The organism is Kitasatospora sp. NPDC059973, from assembly GCF_042737525.1.
Lineage (GTDB): Bacteria > Actinomycetota > Actinomycetes > Streptomycetales > Streptomycetaceae > Kitasatospora.
Window position 1 is genome coordinate 32,071 of the sequence record NZ_JBHWUI010000033.1, and the last position, 22,905, is coordinate 54,975.

At 74.9% G+C, this 22,905-nt stretch carries 21 protein-coding genes; 12 read left to right on the forward strand and 9 right to left on the reverse strand.

From position 1 onward, the window contains the following. The first annotated feature begins 435 nt into the window (after nucleotides 1–435). The 3 genes from glgX to treZ all read left to right on the forward strand — a co-directional run bounded on the left by glgX (nucleotide 436) and on the right by treZ (nucleotide 6,891). On the forward strand, nucleotides 436–2,568 hold the full coding sequence (gene glgX / locus ACFWA9_RS12175; protein ID WP_380386046.1) for a glycogen debranching protein GlgX: 2,133 nt from the start codon (nucleotides 436–438) through the stop codon (nucleotides 2,566–2,568). A 139-nt stretch (nucleotides 2,569–2,707) separates the two neighbouring features. Beyond that, the gene (gene treY / locus ACFWA9_RS12180) at nucleotides 2,708–5,149 is read left to right on the forward strand and encodes a malto-oligosyltrehalose synthase (RefSeq protein WP_380386049.1); all 2,442 of its coding nucleotides are present in this window, start codon (nucleotides 2,708–2,710) and stop codon (nucleotides 5,147–5,149) included. Continuing rightward, nucleotides 5,146–6,891: a malto-oligosyltrehalose trehalohydrolase gene (gene treZ / locus ACFWA9_RS12185; protein ID WP_380386052.1), complete on the forward strand. Its 1,746-nt coding sequence runs from the start codon at nucleotides 5,146–5,148 to the stop codon at nucleotides 6,889–6,891. The genes treY and treZ overlap by 4 nt, the downstream gene beginning before the upstream one ends. A 44-nt stretch (nucleotides 6,892–6,935) precedes the next feature. Here the strand turns inward: treZ and ACFWA9_RS12190 are convergent, their stop codons facing one another. Then, a complete protein-coding gene (locus ACFWA9_RS12190) occupies nucleotides 6,936–7,829 on the reverse strand; it encodes a transketolase family protein (protein WP_380386055.1) in 894 nt (297 codons plus the stop codon). Nucleotides 7,830–7,887: 58 nt separating this feature from the next. Next, a complete protein-coding gene (locus ACFWA9_RS12195) occupies nucleotides 7,888–8,589 on the reverse strand; it encodes a thiamine pyrophosphate-dependent enzyme (protein WP_352290285.1) in 702 nt (233 codons plus the stop codon). 56 nt (nucleotides 8,590–8,645) lie between these two features. On the opposite strand from ACFWA9_RS12195, the gene soxR reads away from it, so the two are divergent. Beyond that, nucleotides 8,646–9,176 (forward strand): redox-sensitive transcriptional activator SoxR, encoded by a 531-nt coding sequence (soxR, locus tag ACFWA9_RS12200; protein ID WP_329487165.1) that lies wholly within the window; start codon nucleotides 8,646–8,648, stop codon nucleotides 9,174–9,176. Nucleotides 9,177–9,242: 66 nt separating this feature from the next. Here soxR and ACFWA9_RS12205 read toward each other — a convergent pair whose 3' ends face one another. Beyond that, nucleotides 9,243–10,163: a PfkB family carbohydrate kinase gene (locus ACFWA9_RS12205; protein ID WP_380386059.1), complete on the reverse strand. Its 921-nt coding sequence runs from the start codon at nucleotides 10,161–10,163 to the stop codon at nucleotides 9,243–9,245. A gap of 276 nt (nucleotides 10,164–10,439) precedes the next feature. Between ACFWA9_RS12205 and ACFWA9_RS12210 the strand changes: the two genes are divergently transcribed. The 4 genes from ACFWA9_RS12210 (at nucleotide 10,440) to ACFWA9_RS12225 (ending at nucleotide 13,143) form a co-directional block, all read left to right on the forward strand. Continuing rightward, complete coding sequence (locus ACFWA9_RS12210; RefSeq protein WP_329487167.1) at nucleotides 10,440–11,300, forward strand: helix-turn-helix transcriptional regulator; 861 nt, start codon at nucleotides 10,440–10,442, stop codon at nucleotides 11,298–11,300. After that, nucleotides 11,290–11,493, forward strand: a complete 204-nt coding sequence (locus tag ACFWA9_RS12215; RefSeq protein ID WP_352290277.1) for a DUF397 domain-containing protein — start codon at nucleotides 11,290–11,292, stop codon at nucleotides 11,491–11,493. Before ACFWA9_RS12210 ends, ACFWA9_RS12215 begins: the two co-directional genes overlap by 11 nt. Nucleotides 11,494–11,527: 34 nt before the next feature. Beyond that, a complete protein-coding gene (locus tag ACFWA9_RS12220) occupies nucleotides 11,528–12,214 on the forward strand; it encodes an HAD family hydrolase (RefSeq protein ID WP_380386062.1) in 687 nt (228 codons plus the stop codon). 200 nt (nucleotides 12,215–12,414) lie between these two features. Further along, complete coding sequence (locus tag ACFWA9_RS12225; RefSeq protein WP_380386064.1) at nucleotides 12,415–13,143, forward strand: class I SAM-dependent methyltransferase; 729 nt, start codon at nucleotides 12,415–12,417, stop codon at nucleotides 13,141–13,143. Nucleotides 13,144–13,236: 93 nt separating this feature from the next. Here ACFWA9_RS12225 and ACFWA9_RS12230 read toward each other — a convergent pair whose 3' ends face one another. Continuing rightward, nucleotides 13,237–14,421 carry a hypothetical protein gene (locus ACFWA9_RS12230; RefSeq protein ID WP_380386067.1) on the reverse strand — a complete coding sequence of 395 codons (1,185 nt, stop codon included), beginning with the start codon at nucleotides 14,419–14,421 and terminating at the stop codon, nucleotides 13,237–13,239. 259 nt (nucleotides 14,422–14,680) lie between these two features. Between ACFWA9_RS12230 and ACFWA9_RS12235 the strand changes: the two genes are divergently transcribed. Further along, nucleotides 14,681–15,097, forward strand: a complete 417-nt coding sequence (locus ACFWA9_RS12235) for a hypothetical protein (RefSeq protein WP_380386070.1) — start codon at nucleotides 14,681–14,683, stop codon at nucleotides 15,095–15,097. Nucleotides 15,098–15,191: 94 nt separating this feature from the next. On the opposite strand, the gene ACFWA9_RS12240 is transcribed toward ACFWA9_RS12235, so the two are convergent. After that, nucleotides 15,192–16,073: a LysR family transcriptional regulator gene (locus tag ACFWA9_RS12240; RefSeq protein ID WP_380386073.1), complete on the reverse strand. Its 882-nt coding sequence runs from the start codon at nucleotides 16,071–16,073 to the stop codon at nucleotides 15,192–15,194. A gap of 76 nt (nucleotides 16,074–16,149) precedes the next feature. Here ACFWA9_RS12240 and ACFWA9_RS12245 point away from each other — a divergent pair, with 76 nt between their 5' ends. Further along, nucleotides 16,150–16,872 (forward strand): hypothetical protein, encoded by a 723-nt coding sequence (locus ACFWA9_RS12245; protein WP_380386076.1) that lies wholly within the window; start codon nucleotides 16,150–16,152, stop codon nucleotides 16,870–16,872. A 49-nt stretch (nucleotides 16,873–16,921) separates the two neighbouring features. On the opposite strand, the gene ACFWA9_RS12250 is transcribed toward ACFWA9_RS12245, so the two are convergent. From ACFWA9_RS12250 to ACFWA9_RS12260, 3 genes are read right to left on the reverse strand one after another with little or no spacing between them, the layout of a single operon-like run. Further along, nucleotides 16,922–17,575: a GNAT family N-acetyltransferase gene (locus ACFWA9_RS12250; protein ID WP_380386079.1), complete on the reverse strand. Its 654-nt coding sequence runs from the start codon at nucleotides 17,573–17,575 to the stop codon at nucleotides 16,922–16,924. Between the two features lie 38 nt (nucleotides 17,576–17,613). After that, entirely contained in the window at nucleotides 17,614–18,210 is a 597-nt protein-coding gene (coaE, locus tag ACFWA9_RS12255; RefSeq protein WP_329487177.1) for a dephospho-CoA kinase, read from the reverse strand. Nucleotides 18,211–18,258: 48 nt separating this feature from the next. Further along, on the reverse strand, nucleotides 18,259–18,900 hold the full coding sequence (locus tag ACFWA9_RS12260) for an MBL fold metallo-hydrolase (RefSeq protein ID WP_329487178.1): 642 nt from the start codon (nucleotides 18,898–18,900) through the stop codon (nucleotides 18,259–18,261). Nucleotides 18,901–18,961: 61 nt separating this feature from the next. Here ACFWA9_RS12260 and ACFWA9_RS12265 point away from each other — a divergent pair, with 61 nt between their 5' ends. Then, nucleotides 18,962–19,420 carry a MarR family transcriptional regulator gene (locus tag ACFWA9_RS12265; protein ID WP_359802412.1) on the forward strand — a complete coding sequence of 153 codons (459 nt, stop codon included), beginning with the start codon at nucleotides 18,962–18,964 and terminating at the stop codon, nucleotides 19,418–19,420. 70 nt (nucleotides 19,421–19,490) lie between these two features. Then, nucleotides 19,491–20,552 carry a cell division protein ZapE gene (gene zapE, locus ACFWA9_RS12270; protein WP_380386084.1) on the forward strand — a complete coding sequence of 354 codons (1,062 nt, stop codon included), beginning with the start codon at nucleotides 19,491–19,493 and terminating at the stop codon, nucleotides 20,550–20,552. Here the strand turns inward: zapE and ACFWA9_RS12275 are convergent, their stop codons facing one another. Beyond that, a complete protein-coding gene (locus ACFWA9_RS12275) occupies nucleotides 20,553–22,787 on the reverse strand; it encodes an MMPL family transporter (RefSeq protein ID WP_380386087.1) in 2,235 nt (744 codons plus the stop codon). Nucleotides 22,788–22,905: the final 118 nt, after the last annotated feature.

A 22,905-nucleotide genomic window follows, 5' to 3' on the forward strand; every position in this document is an offset into this window, starting at 1 on the left:
CACCTGGTTGCTGCCGGAGCCGGTGGTCTGCCGGATCGTCGGTCGGGTCTTCTGTCGGGTGCTGCCGGTCCTGCCGCGTCCGCCGGCGCCGCACTCCCTGATGGATCGCCACGGCGCGGGAAGCGGCCGGACGATCAAGGGTACTGCCCGCCGCGAGGCGCCCGCAGCCGGTTGGCCGAGGGGGCGCGTGCGCCCCGGCCGCCCCGTGCGTCCCGGCGGCCCCGGGGGTACCCGGCGGACACCCGTTCGGGCGAACACGCGGCGAATGGCCCCGCCCTCGGGGGCGGCGTCGGGGAGTATGCGGACTGTGCCGTGCGTCACGGCGCGCGACCGTCGCACATGCCCGGCCGCCCAGCCGGGAAGAGAGCGTCGGGGTCCGGGCTGATAGTCGGACTACCTGTCAGTTTCCCTCCGACACAAGGAAGTTGAGGACTCATGCAGGTCTGGCCAGGGAAGCCCTACCCCCTCGGTGCCACCTTCGACGGGGCCGGTACCAACTTCGCGGTGTTCTCCGAGAGCGCCGACCGCATCGAGCTCTGCCTGCTCGACGAGGACGGGTCGGAGACGGCCGTCGAGCTGCGCGAGACGGACGCCTTCGTCCGGCACGCCTACCTCCCCGGGGTCCAGCCCGGCCGGCGGTACGGCTTCCGCGTCCACGGACCGTACAACCCGGGCCTCGGCCAGCGGCACAACAGCGCCAAACTGCTGCTGGACCCGTACGCCAAGGCGATGAGCGGGAACATCGACTGGGACGAGTCGGTCTACGGCTACCACTTCGGCGCGCCCGAGCGCCGCAACGACCTCGACTCCGCCCCGCACACCATGCACTCGGTGGTCGTCAATCCGTACTTCGACTGGGGCACCGACCGGCCGCCGCGCACGGACTACCACCGCACGGTGGTCTACGAGGCCCACGTGAAGGGCCTCACCAAGCTCCACCCCGGCATCCCCGAGGAGATCCGCGGCACCTACGCGGGGCTGGCCCACCCGGCGGTGATCGAGCACCTGGCCAAGCTCGGCGTCACCGCGATCGAGCTGATGCCGGTGCACCAGTTCGTCCGCGACCACCGGCTGCGCGACCTCGGCCTGGCCAACTACTGGGGCTACAACACGGTCGGCTTCTTCGCGCCGCACTCCTCCTACTCCTCCACCGGGGACAGAGGCCAGCAGGTGCAGGAGTTCAAGTCGATGGTGAAGGCGCTGCACGCGGCCGGCATCGAGGTGATCCTGGACGTCGTCTACAACCACACCGCCGAGGGCAACCACCTCGGGCCCACCCTCTCGCTGCGCGGCCTGGACAACGTCTCCTACTACCGGCTCGCCCAGGACCAGCGGTTCTACGAGGACACCACGGGCACCGGCAACAGCCTGCTGATGCGCAGCCCGCACGTCCTCCAGCTGATCATGGACTCGCTGCGCTACTGGGTCACCGAGATGCACGTCGACGGCTTCCGCTTCGACCTCGCCGCCACGCTGGCCCGGCAGTTCCACGAGGTGGACCGGCTCTCCTCATTCTTCGACCTCGTCCAGCAGGACCCGGTGGTCTCCCAGGCCAAGCTGATCGCCGAGCCGTGGGACCTCGGCGAGGGCGGCTACCAGGTGGGCAACTTCCCTCCGCTGTGGACGGAGTGGAACGGCATGTACCGGGACACCGTGCGCGACCTGTGGCGCGGCGAGAACGCCACGCTCGCCGAGTTCGGCTCCCGGCTCACCGGCTCCTCCGACCTCTACCAGGACGACGGCCGCCGCCCGATCGCCTCGATCAACTTCGTCACCTGCCACGACGGCTTCACCCTGCGCGACCTGGTCTCCTACAACGACAAGCACAACGCGGCCAACGGCGAGGACAACCGGGACGGCGAATCCTTCAACCGCTCCTGGAACTGCGGCGCCGAGGGCCCGAGCACCGACCCGGCCATCGAGGAACTGCGCGCCCGCCAGCAGCGGAACCTGATCGCCACCCTGATGCTCTCCCAGGGCGTGCCGATGCTCTCGCACGGCGACGAGCTCGGCCGCACCCAGGAGGGCAACAACAACGCCTACTGCCAGGACAACGAACTCGCCTGGGTGCACTGGCCCGAGGGCGACGGCCCCGAGTCCCGGCTGCTCGAATTCACCCAGGGCATGATCTGGCTCCGCCGCGACCACCCCGTCTTCCGGCGGCGCCGCTTCTTCCACGGCCGCCCGGTCTCCGGCCGCCCGGCCAACGGCCACTACGAGGACCTCACCGACATCGCCTGGTTCACCCCCGGCGGGGAGGAGATGACCAAGCGCAACTGGGGCGCCAGCTACGCCAAGTCGCTCACCGTCTTCCTCAACGGCTACGCCATCTCGGAGCCGGACCGGCGCGGCGGGCGGATCGTCGACGACTCCTTCCTGCTGATGTTCAACGCCCACTTCGAACCGCTGGAGTTCACCGTCCCGGCCGACCACGGCCAGGAGTGGCAGGTCGTGGTCGACACCGCCCAGCCCCGGCTGCCCGCCCCCGGCACCGGCGCCCGGGTCAAGGCGGGGGACGCGCTCTCGCTCGTCGACCGCTCGCTGATGGTGCTCCAGCGGCCGGCCTAGGCCGGGTGCCGGACGCCCGGCCGCGGGGCGGCGCCCGGGGTCCGCGGCCGGGCCCCACGGCGTGCCGCGGTCACCACGTTCACCTGTTCGGATCAGCAACGGGTCTTGGCCGCGGGCTCGCACGGGTAGTCATGGACACATGACCTACGCCGCCGAGCCCGCTCAGCCCCGCCCGGCCGCAGTACCGTCCGCCACCTACCGCCTCCAGCTGCAGCCCGGCTTCACCCTCCACGACGCCACCGCCGCGGTGCCCTACCTCGCCGCCCTCGGCGTCTCCCACCTCCACCTGTCCCCGCTGCTGGAGGCCGCCCCCGGATCCACCCACGGCTACGACACCGTCGACCACGGCCGGATCAGCGCCCAGCTCGGCGGCGAACCGGCGTTGCGCGCGCTGGCCGCCGAAGCACACCGGCACGGCCTGCGGCTGCTCGCCGACGTGGTGCCCAACCACATGGCCGTCCCCGTCCCCGAACGGCTCAACCGGCCGCTCTGGCACGTCCTGCGGGACGGCCCCGACTCGCCGTACGCACCCTGGTTCGACATCGACTGGACCGCCCAGCCGGGCCCCCCGGACTCCCCCGGCCGCGGCCGGGTGCTGCTGCCGCTGCTCGGCGACCGGCTCGGGGCCGTCCTCGGCGACCTCGTGGTCGACGGCGAGGAGCTGCGCTACCACGACCACGCCCTCCCGCTGCGGCCCGGCACCGCCGGCCTCCCGCTCCCCGAGCTGCTCAGCCGGCAGTGGTACCGGCTCGCCTGGTGGCGGCTGGCCCGCACCGAGCTGAACTACCGGCGGTTCTTCACCGTCAACGAGCTGATCGCCGTCCGGGTCGAAGTCCCCGAGGTGTTCGAGGCGACCCACGGCGTGCTGCTGCGGCTGCACCGCGAGGGCGTCCTGGACGGGTTCCGGATCGACCACCCGGACGGCCTGGCCGACCCGCGCGGCTACCTGCGCCGGCTCGCCGGGGCCACCGGCGGCGCCTACACGGTGGTGGAGAAGATCCTCACCGGTGAGGAGCGCCTCCCCGGGGACTGGCCGTGCGCCGGCACCACCGGGTACGACGCGCTGCGCCGCATCGACGGCGTGCTCACCGACCACGCCGGCGCCTGCCGGCTGGCCGGCGCCTACGAGCACGCGGTCAGCGGGGCCGGGTCCGGCGGGGAGCCGTGCGCCGACCCGCACCCGGCCGTCGCCGCCGCCCGGCGCGGGCGGGCCGACATGACCGGCCCGCGCGGCGAGCTGGCGGCCGAGGTCGAGCGGCTGGTCCGGCTCGCCGTGCGGATCGGCGCCGCCGAACCCGCCCACGCCGACCACGCGCCCTGGCAGCTGCGGGACGCCCTGCGCCGGGTGCTCACCGGCTACCCCGCGTACCGCCCGTACGTCCGGCCCGGCGAGCCCGCCCCGGCGGTCTCCGAGGAGCAGGTGCGGGCGGCCCTCGACGGCTCCGAGGACGCCACCGGGCGGCTGGTCGCCGACCTCGCCCTCGGGCGGCTCGGCAGCGGGCCCGAGAAGGACGAGTTCTGCGCCCGCTTCGCGCAGACCGCCGCCGCCGTCGCCGCCAAGGGCGTCGAGGACACCGCCTTCTACCGCTGGAACGCGCTGCTCGCGCTGAACGAGGTCGGCGGCGAGCCGGCCCGGCCCGGGCTCCCGCCCGCCGCGTTCCACGCCTGGTGCCAATACGTCGAGGAGCACTGGCCGGCCACCATGACGGTGCTCTCCACCCACGACACCAAGCGCAGCGCCGACGCCCGCGCCCGCCTCGCCGTGCTCGCCGAGCAGCCGCGGGCCTGGGCCGACGAGGCCGCCGCCTGGTCCACCGCCGCCGGCCCGGGCGGCGACCCGAACAGCGACTGGCTGCTCTGGCAGACGCTGGTCGCGGCCTGGCCGATCACCCCGGACCGGCTCGTCCCCGCGCTGCTCAAGGCCGCCCGCGAGGCCAAGCTGCGGACCTCCTGGACGGCCCCCGACGCCCGCTTCGAGCAGGCCCTGGCCGACCGGGCCCGGGCCGCCTACGCCAACCCGGGGCTGCTCCCGCGGATCGAGGGCTTCGTCCGGGCCCTCGCGCCCCACGCCCGGGCCAACACCCTCTCCGCCGCCCTGCTGCACCTGACCGTGCCCGGCGTGCCGGACCTCTACCAGGGCAGCGAGGAGCCGCTGTACACCCTGGTCGACCCGGACAACCGGGGCGTGGTGGACCTCGGCGCGCTCGCCGTCCGGCTCACCGACTCGGCCACCCCCCGGGCGGGCGACCTCGCCCGGGAAAAGCTGCACCTGACCGCGACGGCGCTGCACCTGCGCCGCCGCCGGCCGCTGGGCGCCTACCGGCCGCTGGCCGCCCGGGGCCCCGCCGCCGACCACCTGCTCGCCTTCGCCCGCGGCGACGACGTGATCACGGCGGTCACCCGGCTGCCGTACGGGCTCGCCCGGGCCGGCGGCTGGCAGGACACCGCGCTGGACCTGCCGGCCGGCGGCGCGTGGACGGACGAACTGACCGGACGCCGCCACCCGGCCGGCCCGGTACCGGTGGCGGAGCTGCTGACCGCGCAGCCCGTGGCGCTGCTGACCAGGAGGGGCGAGGCGTGAGGACGCACGAGGTCCGGACCTATGAGGTGTGGGCCCCGGCGGCCACTGAACGGGTCGAGGTGGAGGTCGACGGCGCGCGGCACCCGCTGGCCCGGGACGACGGCCGGCCCGGCTGGTGGCACGGGCCGGCGCCGGCCGGGGACTACGCGTTCCGGCTGGACGGCGGCCGCCCGCTGCCCGACCCTCGCTCGCCCCGGCAGCCGCACGGACCGGACGGACCCAGCCGGTCCGTCGACCACGCCGCGTTCCGCTGGTCGCGGACCGGCTGGCGCGGCCGCCCGCTGCCCGGCGCCGTGCTGTACGAACTGCACGTCGGCACCTTCACGGCCGCCGGTACCTTCGACGCCGCCGCCGAACACCTCGACCACCTCGTCGAACTGGGTGTCGACTTCGTCGAACTGCTGCCGGTCTGCCCGTTCCCCGGCCGGCACGGCTGGGGCTACGACGGGGTCTCGCTCTGGGCCGTGCACGAGCCCTACGGCGGTCCGGAGGGGCTGAAGCGCTTCGTGGACGCCGCGCACCGCAAGGGCCTCGGCGTCGTGCTGGACGTGGTGCACAACCACCTCGGCCCGTCCGGCAACCACCTGCCCGCCTTCGGGCCGTACTTCACCGACCGGCACCACACGCCGTGGGGCTCGGCGGTCAACCTGGACGCCCCCGGCTCGGACGAGGTGCGCCGGTACCTGATCGGCAGCGCGCTGGCCTGGCTGCGCGACTACCGGATCGACGGCCTGCGGCTGGACGCCGTGCACGCCCTCGCGGACGACCGCGCCGTCCACTTCCTGGAGGAACTCTCCCGCGAAGTCGACCGGTTGGCGACCGCCACCAACCGGCCGCTGTTCCTGGTCGCCGAGTCCGACCTCAACTCCCCCCGCACCACCACCCCCCGCGAGGCCGGCGGCCAGGGCCTCACCGCCCAGTGGAGCGACGACTTCCACCACGCGCTGCACACCGCGCTCACCGGTGAGTCCCAGGGCTACTACGGGGACTTCGCCCGCGCCCCGCTGGCCGCCGTGGCCCGGACGCTCACCCGCGGCTTCTTCCACGACGGCACCTGGTCCTCGTTCCGGGAGCGCAGCCACGGCCGGCCCTTCCCGCCCGCGCACGGCCACCGGCTGCTCGGCTACCTGCAGACCCACGACCAGATCGGCAACCGGGCCCTCGGCGACCGGCTCTCCCCCGGCCTCTCCCCCGGGCGGCTCGCCTGCGGGGCCGCCCTGGTGCTCGCCTCGCCGTTCACCCCGATGCTGTTCATGGGCGAGGAGTGGGGCGCGGCCACCCCGTGGCAGTACTTCACCGACCACACCGACCCGAACCTGGCCGAGGCCGTCCGCCAGGGCCGGCGACGGGAGTTCGCCGAGCACGGCTGGCGGGCCGACGCGGTGCCGGACCCGCAGGAGCCGGCCACCGTGCTGCGCTCCGTCCTCGACTGGACCGAGCCGGGGCGCGCCCCGCACGCCGAACTGCTCAGCTGGTACCGGACGCTGATCCGGCTGCGGCGCACCCGGCCGGAGCTCTCCGACCCGGACCTCGCGGCCGTCCGGGCCGAGTACGACGAGGCGGCCCGGTGGCTGGTGCTGCACCGGGGGGCCCACCGGGTGGCGGTCAACCTGGGCGGCGCCCCCGCCGCGCTGCCGCTCGGGGGGCCGGGGCGGGAGGTGGTGGCGTCCTTCGGCGCGTGCGCGCTCGACGGGGCGGCGGTGCGGCTGGGGCCGGACTCCGTCGCGGTCGTCCGGCTGTGAGCGGCGCGGCCGGGGCCGGCCCGCGCCTCGGTTCGCCCGCCGGATCACCAGAGGAAGGTGCCGATCCGCTCCCGCAGCCCGGGCGCGTCCAGGCCGTAGGCGGCCAGGTGCTCGGCCATCGAGCCGTAGTGCCGGTGCTCCGCGCGCGGCACCCCGAGGGCGAGCACCCGGTGCGCCCGGTCCGCCAGCGCCGCGTGCACCTCCCCGGCGGACGTCCCGGCCAGGTAGGGCTCGACCACCACCACGTCCGCGCGTCCGCCGACCACCGCCCGGAGCCCGGCCGCGTCGAACGGCCGCACGGTGGCCGCGTACAGCACCGAGACGTCCAGCCCCTCGGTGGCCGCCAGCACGGCGTCCAGCATCGGGCCGACCGCGAGCACCACGCCCTTGGCGCCCCGGCGCAGGACGGAGAACCGCCCCGCCTCGACCGGTACCGCCGAGGCGTTGCGGTGCTCGGACAGCCGCACGTACACATTGCGGTCACCGTCGGCCACCGCGTGCCGCAGCAACCGCTCCGCCTCGTCCGGGTGCCCCGGGACGTGGACCGTCCAGTCCGGCAGGGTGTCCAGCAGCGCGACGTCGCCCGGCGACATGTGGGTCCGGCCGCCGGCGGGCCAGTCGTAGGAGCCGGCGGCGCTCACCAGCACCGCGCCGACGCCCTGGTGGACGAGGTCCAACTTGACCTGCTCGAAGGGGCGTTCGATCAGGAAGCTGGCGAAGGTGTGGGCGATCGGCCGCATCCCGGTGAGCGCCAGTCCGCCGGCCGCGCCGATCAGCAGCTGCTCGCGGATGCCCACGTTGACCACCCGGTCGGGGTGGCGCTCGGCGGCGGGGGCGAAGCCCGAGGCGCTGATGTCGGCCAGCACGACGGCCAGCCGCGGGTCGTCGTCGAGCAGCCGGGCGGTCACGTCGACGAAGCGCTCGCGCATGGTGTCCATGGAGGTGAAGTCCCTTACTGGTGAGGAGTCTTGTCGGGGCGGCGGACGGAGGCGGCGCTCAGGGGTTCTTCGGCTCCACCCGGGCCACCACGACGCGCGGGCGCCCCGGGTGCTCGGCGGTGAACGCCGCGTACAGCGCCTCGTGGTCGCGCCCGTCCACCGTCTCGGCCGACCAGCCCTCGCCCGCGAAGCGCGCCGCGATGCCGCCCCGCCACCCGTGCGTGGCCGAGGAGTTGTCGATGACGACGACGTGCAGCCGGTCCAGCCCGTACGCGCCGGCGAAGGCCAGCGCCTCGTGGTTCGACCCCTCGTCGAACTCCGCGTCCCCGAGCAGGACCCAGACCGCCGGGTCGTCGAGCCCCTGGGCGCGCAGCCCGAGCGCGGTCCCGACCGCCAGCGGCAGACCGTGCCCGAGCGAGCCGGAGCTGATCTCCACCCCGGGGATCAGCAGGCGGTCCGGGTGGTGGCCGAGCGGCGAGTCGTAGGCGCCGAAGCTCGGGAGCAGCTCCGGGTCGATGAAGCCCTTCGCCGCCAGCACCGCGTAGTACGCCATCGGGCCGTGGCCCTTGGAGAGCAGGAAGCGGTCCCGCTCCTGGTCCTCCGCGGTGGCCGGGGTGACCCGCAGGACGCGGTCGTACAGCACCCAGAGCACGTCCAGGGTGGAGGTGGCGGCCGGGCCGTGCTTCTCGGCGCCGGTCATCCGGCCGATCAGGTCCGGGAGTTGCTCGAAGCCGGCCGCGGTGGCGGTGTTCGTCGTCATGCCGACGATCCTGCAACGTGAAGTCAGCTTGAAGTCAAGCGGCTACAGTGAGCGGCATGACCGCCCCCGCATCCGCCCGCGGCGAGAACTCCGGAGCCTCCACCGGACCGAGCCGGCACGACCTGCTCACCATCGGCCAGCTCTCCGAACGTAGCGGCCTCGCCACCTCCGCGCTGCGCTACTACGAGAAGCTCGAACTGATCCACGCCACCCGCACCACCGGCGGCCAGCGCCGCTTCACCCGCGGCACGCTGCGCCGGATCGCCTTCGTCCGCGCCGCCCAGCGCGTCGGCCTCTCCCTCGACGAGGCCAGGGTCGCCCTGGACCGGCTCCCCGAGCACCGCGCCCCCACCGGCACCGAGTGGGACGGCGTCGCCCGGTCCTGGCAGAACCGGATCGACGAGCAGATCGCCGAGCTGGAGCGGCTCAGGGCCAAGCTCACCGGCTGCATCGGCTGCGGCTGCCTCTCGCTCTCCCGCTGCGCCCTGTACAACGCCGCCGACCGCGCCGCCGCGGCCGGCCCGGGCGCGCGCTACCTGCTCACCCGCGACCCGGCCACCGGCCCCGAACCGGGCACCGACGACTGACCGCTCTCCCACGACGCACGCCGAGGGCGGCCGCACCGGGCGCCGTGACGGCGAACGGCCCGGGCCTCACCCTCCGAGCAGCCGCTCCAGGTCGGCGCGGCCCGGCACGGCGCCGCGGGCACCGAGCGCGGTGACGGCGAAGGCCCCGGCGGCCACCGCGGTGGCCGCCGCCCGGGCGAGCGGGAGGCCGCGGGCGAGTTCGGCGGCGAGCGCGCCGCAGAAGACGTCACCGGCGCCGGTGCTGTCGACGACGGCCACCGGCGGCGCCGTCACGCGTTCGCCGCGGCCGTCCTCGGCGAATAGGGCGCCGTCGCCGCCGAGGGTGACCACCGCGGCCCCGCCGAGCGCCGCCAGCGCCCGGGCCGCCCCGGCCGGATCGTCGTCGCCGGTGAGCTGCCGGGCCTCGACCGCGTTGGCGACGAGCAGGGTGCCCGGTCCGGCCGCCCCGGCCGGGAGCGCCCCGGCCGGCGCGGCGTTGTGCACCCATCGCGCACCCGGCACCGCGGCGACGGCCCCGGCCGCCGCTTCGAGGCACGGCGTCGGGACTTCGCCGCTGGTCAGCACCACGTCGCCGGCGCGCAGCCGCAGCGCGGCGAGGGCGTCGGCGACGTGCCCGGCCGAGAGCAGCGCGTTCGCGCCCGGCAGCACCAGGATGCTGTTCTCCCCGCCGGGATCCACCATGACCAGGGCCTGCCCCGTCGCGGCCGCGCCCTCGGCGCCCACCATGCCGGTGCCGACCGCGCGGCGCCGCAGCTCGGCGAGTGCCCGGCGGCCGGCGTCGTCCGCGCCGACCCTCGCGACCAGGTGGGTGGCCGCCCCGAGCGCGGCGGCGGCGACCGCCTGATTGGCACCCTTGCCCCCGAAACCCTCGTCGACGGAGGTCACCAGCACCGTCTCACCGGGCGCGGGCAGGACGGGACAGCGCAGGATCCGGTCGGCGTTCACCGATCCGACGGCCACCACACGGCCGGGAGTCTCTCTGTTCACCCCTCCTGTCTAGACGGTCGGACGCCCGCGTGCCAGGCCGCCACGGACGGGTCGCGCGCGGAGTGAATATCCGGGCCGGCCGACTTCCCGCTCCCGGCACGACCACCACCCCGGCATTCCGGCTATTCACCGGCATCACTCCCGCCGGAATTCCGCCGAACCCCGTGCCTTCCGCACATTCGCACGCATGGAATTGCGCGGACTGGTAAGACTCTTGTGATCACGAGAGGAGGTGGCAGACTGTGACTCGACGTCAACTGACAAGGAGCGGCCAGAGTGGACAGCCCGACCGTGCTCCGGCGTAGGCTCGGATCCGAGTTCCGCCGCCTGCGCGAGCAGACCGGGCTGCAGGCGAAAACCGTCGCCGACACCCTGGGATTCAGCGCCGCAAAGGTCTCGCGCATCGAATCGGGCCAGACCACCCTGAAGGAATCGGACGTCCGCGCACTGCTCGAACTGTACGGCGTCCGGGACGATTTCGAGCGGCGGCAGTTCATCTCACTGACCCGCCGCAGCACCCAGCGGGGCTGGTGGCACGACTACGGGGACGCCCTCCCCGACTGGTTCCAGACCTACGTCGGGCTGGAGGCCGATGCCGCCCGCATACGCGCCTACGAGACCGAGTTGATCCCCGGGCTGCTGCAGACGCCGGACTACGCCCGCGCCATGTTCCGGATCTCGCCGTCGGAGCAGGGGCACGGTGAGATCGAACGCCGGGTCAGACTCCGGATCCAGCGCCAGGAGGTCTTCCAGCGCGCCGATCCGCCGGTCGTCCAGGCGGTCCTCAACGAGTCCGCCCTGCGCCGCGCGGTCGGCGGGGCAGAGGTCATGCGCGCCCAGGTGCGCCATCTCGCCGAGTTGGCGCACAAGCCCAGCGTCACGATCCAGGTGCTTCCCTTCAGCACCGGAACGCACCCCGCCATGAGCATGGCCTTCCACATTCTCTCCTTCGCCGACGTACCGGGCGACATCGTCTATGTCGAGGCATTGACGAGCAGCCTCTACCTGGAGAAGGAGTCGGACATCGCGCGTCATGTGCTCGTGTTCGACCAGCTCGCGTCGACCGCCATGAACGCCGAGGAGTCCCTGTCCTGGATGCACGATCTCGTCGCGGAGGGGTACGGAAATGACGACTGACCTGGTGTGGCGCAAGAGCAGCTTCAGCGGCAGCGAGGGCGGGAACTGCGTGGAGGTCGCGGACGGTGCCGCCGGTGCGGTGCCGGTGCGGGACAGCAAGGACCCGTACGGCCCCTCCCTCACCTTCACCGCCGACGCCTGGGGCTCCTTCCTGACCGCCCTGCACACCGGTGAGCTGACCGTCCGGCCCTGAAGTCGCCGGCGACGCCTGTGGTCTACTGCCGGTCATGCCGCTGCTGATGCTGGACCTCGACAACACCCTGATCGACCGTGATGCCGCCTTCCTGGCCTCCGCCCGGGCGTTCCTGGCCGAGCACGGCCTGCCCGGCAGCGACCTCGGCTGGATCGCGGAGCTCGACGCGAGCGGGTACACCCCGGAGGACCGGATGGCCGCCGCCCTGGCGGCCCGGTACGGGAGTTCGGTACCGGCGAGCGCCGTCGACGCCCTGCTCGACAACGGTGGCGCCGACCTCGTGGAGCTCGCCGCTCCCACCCGCCGGGCACTGGCCCGGGCCCGGGCCGACGGCTGGGCGTGCGTCATCGTCACCAACGGCCGTACCGGGCAGCAGGAGGCGAAGATCCGCCGTACTGGGCTCGACCGGATCGTCCAGGGCTGGGTGGTCTCCGAGGCCGTCGGCCACAAGAAGCCCGCTCCGGAGATCTTCCGGGCCGCGGCCGAGACGGTGGGGCAGCCGCTCAGCGGCGCCTGGATGGTCGGCGACTCGGCGCACGCCGACATCGCGGGCGCGCACGCGCTCGGCCTGGGCAGCGTCTGGGTGTCGGCCGGCCGCTCGTGGGCGCAGGACGCGTACCGGCCCACCCTGGTCGCCGAGGACGTCGCCACCGCGATCGGCCACGCGCTCGACCACGCCTGCGGCGGGGCGGCCGGCGGCGGGGGGATCGGCGGCCGGTGACGGCCCGGAGAGCTTTACCTCCTGCTGGGGAAACGGCCCCCTCCGCCCAGCTCCCCACGCCCCCTCAGCGGCCGCCGGGGGTGCCTCCGGCACGGCCTCCACCGGCCCGGAAAATGGCCTCCGACCAGCCACTTTCCCTCTTCCGGCGACTAGAATCGAGGGGACCGGACGGCCCCGCGTCCGCCCGTGGAGAGGACCAGATGCACCGCGACATCCGCACCACCGACGACGTCCTGGACCTGCTGGACCAGCTCTTCCCCCCCGCCGCCGACCGGTGGACGGACCAGGCCCGCGACTGGTGGGACCAGTTCTACGCGGACCGCTCCGCGCCGCGCCCTTTCTTCGTCCCCAAGCCCGACGAGAACCTCGTCTCCTACCTGGACCGCGGCCTGCTCACCCCCGGCCGTGCCCTGGACCTCGGCGCCGGCCCCGGACGCAACGCCGTCCACCTCGCCTCGCAGGGCTTCGAGGTGGACGCCGTCGACCTTTCCCCCACCGCCGTCGCCTGGGCCGGCGAACGGGCCCGCGAGGCCGGCACCGACGTGCGCTTCCACTGCGGCAACATCTTCACCGTCGAACTCCCGCACCGGCAGTACGACCTGGTGTACGACTCGGGCTGCCTGCACCACCTCCCGCCGCATCGGCGGATCAGCTACCTCGCCCTGCTGGAGCGGGTGTTGAAGCCGGGCGGGCACCTCGTCGTGAACGCCTTCGCGGCTGGCGCCATGGGCTCCGAACTCCCCGACCGGGAGCTCTACCGCAACGGCCGGCTGGACGGCGGCCTCGCCTACACCCCGGACGAACTGCGCCACCTCTTCTCGGAGTTCACCGAGATCGAGATCCGCCCGATGGTGCCGCACGGGCCCGACTCGCCGCTCTTCGGCATCCCGGTGCTGCTGAGCGCCCTGTTCCGGCGCCCGGCCGAGTAGGCCCGGGCGCCGGGGTTCGCGTGGTGCCGGGAGTGCGTGGTGCCGGGGTTCGCGTGGTGCCGGGGTTCGCGTGGTGCCGGGGGCGTGGTGCCGCTACGCCACGACGGCGAGCGGCATCACCCGCCCGCCGTCGGTCAGCAGCATCGCCACCGCGCTCACCGCGCCGGTGGCGAGGTCGACCCGCAGGACCAGCACCCGCTGCCCCTGGTTCTCCGAGCCGTGCTGGACGGTGGTGTACGCCGCGTTGGCGGCGCGGTCGACCACGAACGCCTCCTCCTGGACGGCGGCGGGCCCCCAGAACTGCTCGGGGATGGTGGCGAGCGGCTTGAGCGCGATCCGCGGGTGGGCCGGGTCGGCGGTGTCCACGGTGGCCAGCGCGAGTTCGCGCCCGTCGGCGCTGAGCACCTGGCGGTCGCCCACCAGCGCCTTGGGGTTGAGTACTCCGCCGCTGACCTCCGCGACCGGGTTGGCGGCGAGCGTGGCCACCGGGCCGACCCGGACGGTCCGCCGGTCGTCCGCGGCGACCGTCAGCGAGCCGTCGCCGTTGGCCACCGCCCGCTTCGCCACCTGCGCCGACACCACCCGGCCGCCGAGGAAGGCGAGCGCCTCGGGGGCGCGCACCCCGATCCCCTCGACCGGGTGCTCCCCGGTGCCGTCCGGCCGGACGGCCCGCAGGCGCCCGTCGGCCGCCGGACCGCTCGACTCGGTCCAGTGCACGACCTCGCCGCTCACCGGGTCGACGACCGGGGCGCTCTGGCGAGTGCCCGCGCCGGCGGCGGGCAGGCCGGAGATGTCCTTGAGGTCGGTCGGGCCGCCCTGGCCGAGCACGGAGACGCGGGGCTCACCGGGGTGGTCCGCGTCCTGGAAGCCGTACTGCGCGGTGCCGACCATCCCGGCGAAGCCGGCGGTGAAGCCGGCCGGGGTCGCACAGCCGCGGATGTTGGTCGGCGGCTTGGCGAGCCCGTTGCTGACCGCGAAGCTGCGCACCTTCCGCGCCGCGCCGTCCGCGCCGACGGTGACCAGGACGCAGCGCTCGTCCGGCGTCCCGGCGTGCGTGCTCACCGAGAGGACCAGGCCGCCGACCTCGGTCGCGGTGGGCAGCGTGTCGAGGAGCACCTTCTCCGGGAACCGCACCTCGGCCGTCGGCCCGCCGGTGCCCGTCGTGGCACCCGCCGACGGGGTGGCCTCCCCCATCCCCGTACCGCCGCTCTGGCACGCCGTCAGCGCCAGCAGCGGCACGGCGGCCGCCGCCAGGACAGCCCTGCGCAAGGGCTTCATGCCCCCCACCTCCACCCGTTCGGTTCCGGCCCAGGGTAGCCGGGCCCGGTTCCGGGCCGTACGGCGGCGGCCGGTCGGTCCGGCGGGTGGCCGGGGGCGGTCCCGTCGACCACCGGGCGCGATCGCGGCCGAGGCAGCTCAGGACCGCGCCGGGGCAGTGGTCCCGGGAGGGGTACCGGAAGGCGGACTCCTCGTCGCCGCCCCCCCTGGCCGTCGCCGGACGCCGATGCCCTACGGTGGGCGCCGGAAGGGGTGGCACATGACCGACGACCGACCGACGAACTCGGCTCCACCGCCCGCGCCTTGGCCGCTGATCGCGACCGGGAAGCCGTTCGCCGACCGGGTCGGCGACCTGGTCCGGGCCTGGGAGGCCGACGGGCGGGACCCGGACCGGCTGGTGGACGGGAAGCCGTTCTTCGCCCTGTACTGCTGGCACCTGTGGACTATCCGCGAGGGCCGGCCGCACGACGCCGCCACGGCCGCGTACGTGGCGAGCGCCCACCGGGCGAACGGCGGCGCGGCCGGCTGGGACGCCCTGCTGCGCGGCCGGGCGTACTGCTCCTGCCACGGCGAGCGCTGGCGGCTGGAGAACCTCTCGATCTGCCTCGGCTGCCTGGAGTACGTCTGCTTCGAGCTCGGCCGGCCGTGCTGCCCCGGCGCGCCGGTCGTCGGCTGAGGCTCGGCCGGAACCGGCCCCGCCGGACCGCCCGACCGCCCCGCCGGACCGCCCGACCGCCCGACCGCCCGGCTACCGCCCGACCGACAGTCCGTCAGCCGGCCAGCAGCCGGGCCAGCAGCGCCGCCGGACCCTCCGGCAGGCTGCCGTGCACCAGCTCCGTCCGGTGGACCAGCCGCGGCTCCCGGACCGGCACGGCGACGACGCCCGCCGCGCCCTCCGCCGCCGGGGCCGGGAGGACGACCAGGCCGTGCCCGGCGGCGACCAGGGCGAGCAGGCCCCGGACGTCCGTACCCAGGTAGCGCGCGGCCGGGCGGAACCCGTCGACGGCGGTGGCGGCCCGCAGCCGGGCCGCGTCCGGCGCCAGGTCGGGAGCGTCCAGCCAGCGCGCGGCGGACAGGTCGGCCAGGGCCAGACCCGCGCGGCCGGCCAACGGGTGCCCGGCGGGCAGCGCGACGGCGAGCGGCCGCTCCCCGACCGCGACCGTGCCGAGCGGGCCGACCTCCGGGAGCGGCAGGGGGTCGCTCGGGGCCGCGAGCCCGTCGATCAGGGCGAGGTCCACCTCGCCGGTCGCCACCTGGGCGGGCAGCGCCTGCGGGGGGAGGACCCGCACGACGAGGTCCAGTCGCGGGTACTCCCGGCGCACGTCGGCCAGCGCGCTCCCGAGCGCGGCGCCGACCGCCAGCGGGGTGGCCCCGAGCACCAGGAGGGCGCTCGGGGTGCCCGCCAGGCGTGCGACGTCGGCGCGCGCCGCGTCCAGCCGCACCAGCAGCGGGGCGGCGTGCTCCAGCAGCCGCGCGCCGGCCTCGGTCGGGCCGACCGGGCGGCGGCCGAGCAGGACCGTCCCGAGATCGGCCTCCAGCGCGGCGATCTGCTGGGAGACCGCGGACTGCGTGAAGCCGAGCGCACGGGCCGCCTCGGAGAAGGAGCCGAGCCGGACCACGGTGACGAAGGTGCGCAGCTGCTGGGGGTCCATGGCTATCAGATCCTCTGATCCAAAGGTAAGAGATCATCGTTGGCGCTGATCCGGAGTCAGGGGTCAGGATAGCCGCATGACCTATCTGACCCCCCGCCTCGCCCTGGTCGGCGACCGCTCCCCCGCCGTCCGCTCGCACGCCCGCGTGCCCGGGCTGCTCGACGCCCTCGCCACCCGCGACCAGCTCGCCCTGGACGCCTACTGGATCCCCACCGGGGACGCCGGGGCACCGGGCGCCCTCGACGGCTTCGACGCCGTCTGGCTGCTCCCGGGCAGCCCCTACCACAGCGAAGCGGGCGCGCTGGCCGCCGTCCGCACCGCCCGCGAGCGGGGCATCCCGTTCCTCGGCACCTGCGCCGGCTTCCAGCACGCCGTGGTGGAGTACGCCCGCAACGTCTGCGGCATCGACGGCGCGGCGCACGGCGAGAGCCACCCCGACGAGGACGACCTGGTGATCGTGCCGCTCAGCTGTTCCCTGGTCGGGCACGAGGGCGCGGTACGGATCGCCCCCGGCACCCTCGCCGAACGCGTGCTCGGGGAGACCCGGACGCTGGAGCGCTACCACTGCCAGTACGGGCTGAACCCGGCCTACCTGGAGCGGCTGCGCGCGCCCGGGCTGCGGTTCAGCGGTACGGACGAGGCCGGCGAGCCGCGGATCCTCGAACTGCCGGAGCACCCCTTCTTCCTGGCCTCGCTCTTCCAGCCCGAACTGGCCGGGGACGGCACCCGGGCGCACCCCTTCGTCCGGGCGCTGGCCGCCGCGGCGGCCGAGCACGCCGGCGCGGCCGCCCGCGCCTGAACCGGCCGCACCTGAGCCGGCCGCCGGGGTGCGGGCGGGAACGGCGGGCTCACATCGGCAGCGACCGCAGCCGCACCGGCCCGTCGGGCAGCCGCGCCCCCTCGGTCAGCGGTGTCCACATGGTCCGCAGCGGCATCGGTACGACCCGCCCGCCGGGCTGCTCCACCAGCACCTCACCCGCCGTCTCCCGCCAGCCGAGCCGCTCGTAGAGCGCGACCAGCGGCGGCCGGCAGAACAGCAGCGCGTACCGCGGGCCCAGCGTCCGGGCGTGCGCCAGAGCCGCGCCGACCACCACCCGGGCCAGCCCCCGGCCCCGGGCGTCGGGGGCGACGGCCACGCCGCCGACCCCCACCGCCTCGGTGTCCGTCCCGCCGACCGTCAGCGGCAGCGGCAGCAGGCCGGCGTGGGCGACCAGGCGGCCGTCCGCCGCCCGGACGCCGAAGTGGATCTCCTTCGGCAGCCAGGTCAGGCCGGTGTGCGCGACCCCGAAGGGATCGTCGCCGGCGCCCAGGACCTCTTCGAGGTCGCGCCGGGCGTACTCGGCGAGGCGAACGGCAGCGGCGGGCGCGGGTGCGGGTGCGGGTGCGGCAGCGGCGGCGGGTGCGGGAGCGGCAGCGGCGGCGGGTGCGGGAGCGGGCGCGGCAGCGGCGGCGGGTGCGACGGCGGGTGCGGCAGCGGCGGCGGGAGCGGGGTGATCGGCCATCCCCCCATGATCGCCTTCCCGGCCGACTCCGAGAAGGGTCAGCCCTGACGGGCCTTCAACGCGTTCCAGACCTCGTCGACCCGGGGGGCGAGTGCCTCCAGCGGTCCGCTGTTGTCGATCACCACGCCCGCGACGGCCAGCCGGTCGGCCCGGGAGGCCTGCGCGGCCATCCGGGCCCGGGCCTCCTCCTCGGTCATGCCGCGCAGCCGGACCAGCCGGTCGATCCGCACCTCGTCGTCGGCGTCGACCACCAGGACCAGGTCGTACAGCGGGGCGAGGCCGTTCTCCGCCAGCAGCGGGACGTCGTGCACCACCACCGCGTCCGGGGCGGCGGCCGCCTCCAGCTCGGCGGACCGAGCCCGGACCAGCGGGTGGACGATCGCGTTCAGCGCCCGCAGCCGCTCGGGGTCGGCGAAGACGACGGCGCCGAGCGCCGGGCGGTCCAGCGCACCGTCCGGCCGCAGCACGCCCTCGCCGAACTCGGCCACCACGGCGCCCAGACCGTCCGTCCCCGGGGCGACCACCTCACGGGCGATCACGTCCGAGTCCACGATCACCGCGCCGTGGGCGGCGAGCAGCCGCGACACCTCGCTCTTGCCCGCACCGATGCCACCCGTCAGTCCGATCTTCAGCATGGCGCCAGGCTACCGGCGCCCCCGGCCCGCGGTCAGCCCCGACCGGGCTCAGTCCAGGTCGAGGCTCTCGCCGTCCCCGAGGGTGCGCAGCTCGGCGCCCGTCCCCGGGCCGCCGGGGCCGACCAGTCGGGTGTGCACGGCCAGGCCCGCCGGGCTGAGCACCGCGTCGTGGATCGGCAGCGCCCGGCGCGGGCCCGCCTCCCGGACGTAGTCGACCAGTTCGGAGACCTTGGTCCACGGGGCGGCGATCGGGAGCAGCAGCGTCTCCACCACGTGCGGCGGCACGGTCAGCGCGTCACCGGGGTGGAAGAGCCGGCCGTCGAAGAGGAAGCCGATGTTCTTCACCGGCGGGATGTCCGGGTGGATCACCGCGTGCCACTCGCCGTGCACGGAGACCTCGATCCCGCCGATCTCGAAGGCGTCGCCCTCGCCGACCACCGCGACCCGAGGGGCGACGCCCTCCAGCTGGTCGGCGACCGCTCGGTTGGTCCAGACCCGCAGCGCCGGGTCGGCCTCCAGGGCGGCGCGCAGCCGGGCCTCCTCGAAGTGGTCGGCGTGCTCGTGGGTGATCAGCACCGCGTCCGCGCCGGCGAAGGCGGCGGGGTCGGTGAACATTCCGGGGTCGACGACGACGGTGGTGCCGCCGTGCTCCAGGCGGACGCAGGCATGGCCGAACTTGGTGATTCGCATGGGAAAACCGTACAGCAAAGCTGTGCAGTTTGGCTGGACACCTGAGCGATAGACTTCTCCCATGACCAGCGACACCGCAGGCGGCCGCGACACCGCCGCCGCTCCGCGTCCGGAGACCCTCGAACTGGCCGCCGACCTCCGCGCCGCCGTCGGCGACCTGGTCCGCGCGCTCCGCCCCGGCGACACCCTGCCGCAGAACCAGGCGGGCGTCCTCGGCCTGCTGATCCGCGACGGGCAGGCCCTCACCGTCAGCGAACTCGCCACCCGCCAGCGCGTCCGCCACCAGTCGATGGCCCGTACGGTCGCCCTGCTCACCGGGGCCGGCCTGGTCACCCAGGAGCCGCACGCCACCGACGGACGCAAGCTGCTCGTCTCCCCCACCGGGGCCGGCCGCGCCGCCCTCGCCGAGCAGCGCGCCCGCCGCGAGGCCCGGATCGCCACCGCCATCGAGGCCCGACTCACCCCCGGGGAGCGGGAGACCCTCCGCGACGCCGTCGCCCTGCTGCGCCGCCTGCCCTGACCGCCGCGCACGGCGGCGGGCAACTCCCCGGACGGGGAGCGGTTCTGACGTCCTGCTAGGGTCCGAACCCGTGACAGACAGGGCTCAGCAGCAGTACGAGGCCATGCGGGGCCACTTCCACCGGGCCGCCGAGCAGCGCGGCTTCGTGCTCGACCCCGCGCAGGAACCGCCGGTCGAACGGCTCAGCCGACTCGCGGGGGAACTGGCCCGCCCGACCTGGCGGCTGCGGCAGCCACCACGGCACCTCTACCTCTGGGGACCGGTCGGCCGCGGCAAGAGCTGGCTGGTGGACACCTTCCTCGACGGCCTGCCCACCCCGCGCAAGCGCCGGCTGCACTTCCACGACTTCTTCCGCCGGCTGCACGAGGGCGTCGCGCAGGAGTCCCACGCCCACCGGGCGGGCTCCGCGGTCGACCGGGCCGTCGACGAGCTGCTCGGGGACTGCCGGCTGCTGGTCTTCGACGAGTTCCACGCCCACGACGCGGGCGACGCCATGCTGGTCGCCCGTCTGTTCACCACCCTGCTCAACCGCCGGACCACCCTGGTGACCACGTCCAACTACCCGCCCGACGGACTGATGCCGGACCCGCTCCACCACCACCTCTTCGAGCCGACGATCAGGCTGATCACCGAACGGATGGACGTCCTGGGCGTCTGCGGGGCGGTGGACTTCCGGCGGCAGCCGCGCGCCGAGGACGCCCGGCAGCGCTTCACCCGCGGCGCCCGGCTGCTTCCGGGGACGGAGCGGGCCGCGGGCCTCACACCGCCCCGGCCCGAGGAGGCCACCGCGGTGACGGCGCACCACCGCGAGCTGCCGGCCCGGGCGGTCCGCGACGACCTGGTCTGGCTCGGTTTCGACGAGCTGTGCGAGGGCCGCACCGCCGTACCCGACTACCTGGCGCTCGCCGAGCGCTTTCCCACGCTCGTCCTGGACGGTGTGCCGCCGCTGGCCACCGCCTCCTCCGACGCGCGCCAGCGCTTCGCCAACCTGGTCGACGTCTGCTGCGACCGCGACACCCGCCTGGTGCTGATCGGCGCCGACCCGCTCGCCGGACTGCCCGCCGGCTCCGGTCTGCTGCGCGACCTCGACCGCACCGCCAGCCGGCTCGCGCTGCTCCGGCAGCCCGGCTGATCAGGTGTTCGCGCCCACCCCGGCGCCCGCCAGGTCGTGGACGGGGGCCCGCGGCACCGGCAGCACGGCCGGCTCGATGGCCGGCAGTTCGACGTGCTCGCTCAGGCCGAACCGCCGGTGCAGCCGCCGCAGCGGAGCCGGGGCCCACCAGTTGAACTCGCCGAAGAGGCTCATCGCGGCGGGCACCAGCAGGCAGCGGACCAGGGTGGCGTCCACCGCCACGGCGACGGCCAGCGCGATGCCCATCTGCTTGACCATCAGCATGTCGCCGAGCGCGAATCCGGCGAAGACGATCACCATCAGCAGGGCCGCCGAGGTGATGATCTTCCCGCTGCGCTGGACGCCCAGTTCGACCGCCCGGGTACAGCTGTGCCCCTTGTCCCGCAGTTCCTTGATCCGGGCGAGCAGGAACACCTCGTAGTCCATCGACAGGCCGAACGCGAAGGCGAAGACCAGCACCGGGATGAACGTCTCCAGCCCGCCCGTGGGGCTGAAGCCGAGCAGACCGCTGAACCAGCCGTCCTGGAAGACCAGGGTGAGCGCGCCCAGGGAGGCGCCGAGCGAGAGCAGGTTCATCAGCAGGGCCTTGACCGGCATCACCAGCGAGCCCGTCATCAGGAAGAGCAGCACCAGCGTCCCGAGCGCCACCAGGCCGAGCGCGATCGGGCCCCGGGTGAGCAGTTCGTGCTGGAAGTCGACCACCGAGGCGGCCCCGCCGGTGACGTAGGTGGTGAGCCCGCTCCGGTCGGCACGCAGCTCCTTGACCACCTGTTCGGCCTCGGCGCCCTGGGGGTCGCCGTGCACCAGCACGTCGATGGTGGAGAGCCGGTCGCCGACCGGGGTCACCGCCCGGACGCCGTCCACTCCGGGCAGCTTGGCGACCACGTCGTCCGCGTACGCCTGGGCCACCGGCGCGCCGCCCTCGACGACCACGGTGATCGGGGCCTGGGCGGACTGCGGGAAGCGCTGGTCGATGGTCTCGGCGACCTGCCGGCCGGCCGAGGAGGCGGGCAGCACGGCGGCCCCGGAGGTCCGCATGTCGGCGTGCAGGAACGGCGCCCCGGCGGCCATCAGCAGCGCGGTGCAGGCGAGGGCGACCGGGACGGCGCGCTTGCGGACCCGGCGGACGGTGCGGCTGAAGAAGCCCTCGTCGGGGACGGGCGCGCTCGGTGCCTTGATCCGGCTCCCGGCGAAGCCGAGCAGCGCGGGTATCAGGGTCAGGGCCGCGGCCACGGCGATCACCACCACGCTGGCTCCGGCGGCGGCGACCGCGCCGAGCACCGGGCTGGTGAAGACGAAGAGGCCGGAGAGCGCCACGGCGACGGTCAGTCCGGAGAAGGCCACCGTCCGGCCCGCGGTGGCGGCGGTCCGTTCGACGGCGGCGGCGATGCCCGCGCCGTGCCCGCGTTCCTCGCGGAAACGATTCACCATGAGCAGTGCGTAGTCGATCGACAGGCCCAGTCCCAGCACGGTGGCGATCGGCAGCACGCTGGTGTCGATGTCCATGATCCTGCTGAACCCGAACATGGCCAGCAGCGCGCCGCCCACCGAGGCGACCGCGCCGATCACCGGCAGGCTGGCGGCGGCCAGGCCGCCGAAGACCAGCACCATGACGACCAGGGTGAGCGGCAGGGTGACGATCTCGCCGAACCGGGTGTCCTTCTCGGTCTGCTTCTTGACCTCCTGCTCCAGCACGAGGTCGCCGCCGACGGTGACCTCGGCCCCGTCCGCCCGGATCCCGGCGAGGCGCTGGCCGACGGCGTCGGTCTGCGCGGCGGTGCTGTCGTCGGCCATCCGGACCGAGACCAAGCCGGCGTCGCCGTCGGCCGAGCGCAGCGCGGCGGCGGCCGGGCCGGGGCCGTAGGCGTCGCTGACCGAGGAGACCCCCGGCAGTGCGGCGATCTCGGCGGTGGCGCGGGTGACGGCGTCCCGGACCCCCGGGTCGTCGACGGGCCTGCCGTCCACCACCGCGGTCACCGTGCCCCGGGCCGGGTCGGCCGCGGTGACCACCGCGCTGCCGCGGTCGGCCTCGGAACTGGCCGAGGAGGCACCGGCGACGGACCCCTCGAACACCCGGCCGCCGATCAGGACACCGACCACCAGGACGACGGCCCAGAGACCGAGGACCCACCGCCGGTGCCGGAAGCAGAACCGGCCGAGGGCAGCGAGCCGCCCGTCGACCTGACGGCCGGCGGACGTGCGGGTGGGGGGTGTCACTGCGGTGCTACGGCGCATGTGCGGGGGGTGCCTAGCGTGTGGGGCCGGAGTGAACGGCCCGTCGGGCAACTCATCCCAAGGTAGGGCCTAGGTCCTGAATCACCCATAGGCACCCGATGAGCCCCTTATCACAAAA

Excerpts from the sequence above, each read along its gene's own strand:
- glgX (WP_380386046.1), top strand. The coding sequence starts at position 436 with ATGCAGGTCTGGCCAGGGAAGCCCTACCCCCTCGGTGCCACCTTCGAC.
- treY (WP_380386049.1), top strand. The coding sequence starts at position 2,708 with ATGACCTACGCCGCCGAGCCCGCTCAGCCCCGCCCGGCCGCAGTACCG.
- ACFWA9_RS12190 (WP_380386055.1), bottom strand. The coding sequence starts at position 7,829 with ATGGACACCATGCGCGAGCGCTTCGTCGACGTGACCGCCCGGCTGCTC.
- ACFWA9_RS12195 (WP_352290285.1), bottom strand. The coding sequence starts at position 8,589 with ATGACGACGAACACCGCCACCGCGGCCGGCTTCGAGCAACTCCCGGAC.
- soxR (WP_329487165.1), top strand. The coding sequence starts at position 8,646 with ATGACCGCCCCCGCATCCGCCCGCGGCGAGAACTCCGGAGCCTCCACC.
- ACFWA9_RS12215 (WP_352290277.1), top strand. The coding sequence starts at position 11,290 with ATGACGACTGACCTGGTGTGGCGCAAGAGCAGCTTCAGCGGCAGCGAG.
- ACFWA9_RS12220 (WP_380386062.1), top strand. The coding sequence starts at position 11,528 with ATGCCGCTGCTGATGCTGGACCTCGACAACACCCTGATCGACCGTGAT.
- ACFWA9_RS12225 (WP_380386064.1), top strand. The coding sequence starts at position 12,415 with ATGCACCGCGACATCCGCACCACCGACGACGTCCTGGACCTGCTGGAC.
- ACFWA9_RS12230 (WP_380386067.1), bottom strand. The coding sequence starts at position 14,421 with ATGAAGCCCTTGCGCAGGGCTGTCCTGGCGGCGGCCGCCGTGCCGCTG.
- ACFWA9_RS12235 (WP_380386070.1), top strand. The coding sequence starts at position 14,681 with ATGACCGACGACCGACCGACGAACTCGGCTCCACCGCCCGCGCCTTGG.
- ACFWA9_RS12240 (WP_380386073.1), bottom strand. The coding sequence starts at position 16,073 with ATGGACCCCCAGCAGCTGCGCACCTTCGTCACCGTGGTCCGGCTCGGC.
- ACFWA9_RS12245 (WP_380386076.1), top strand. The coding sequence starts at position 16,150 with ATGACCTATCTGACCCCCCGCCTCGCCCTGGTCGGCGACCGCTCCCCC.
- ACFWA9_RS12250 (WP_380386079.1), bottom strand. The coding sequence starts at position 17,575 with ATGGCCGATCACCCCGCTCCCGCCGCCGCTGCCGCACCCGCCGTCGCA.
- coaE (WP_329487177.1), bottom strand. The coding sequence starts at position 18,210 with ATGCTGAAGATCGGACTGACGGGTGGCATCGGTGCGGGCAAGAGCGAG.
- ACFWA9_RS12260 (WP_329487178.1), bottom strand. The coding sequence starts at position 18,900 with ATGCGAATCACCAAGTTCGGCCATGCCTGCGTCCGCCTGGAGCACGGC.
- ACFWA9_RS12265 (WP_359802412.1), top strand. The coding sequence starts at position 18,962 with ATGACCAGCGACACCGCAGGCGGCCGCGACACCGCCGCCGCTCCGCGT.
- ACFWA9_RS12275 (WP_380386087.1), bottom strand. The coding sequence starts at position 22,787 with ATGCGCCGTAGCACCGCAGTGACACCCCCCACCCGCACGTCCGCCGGC.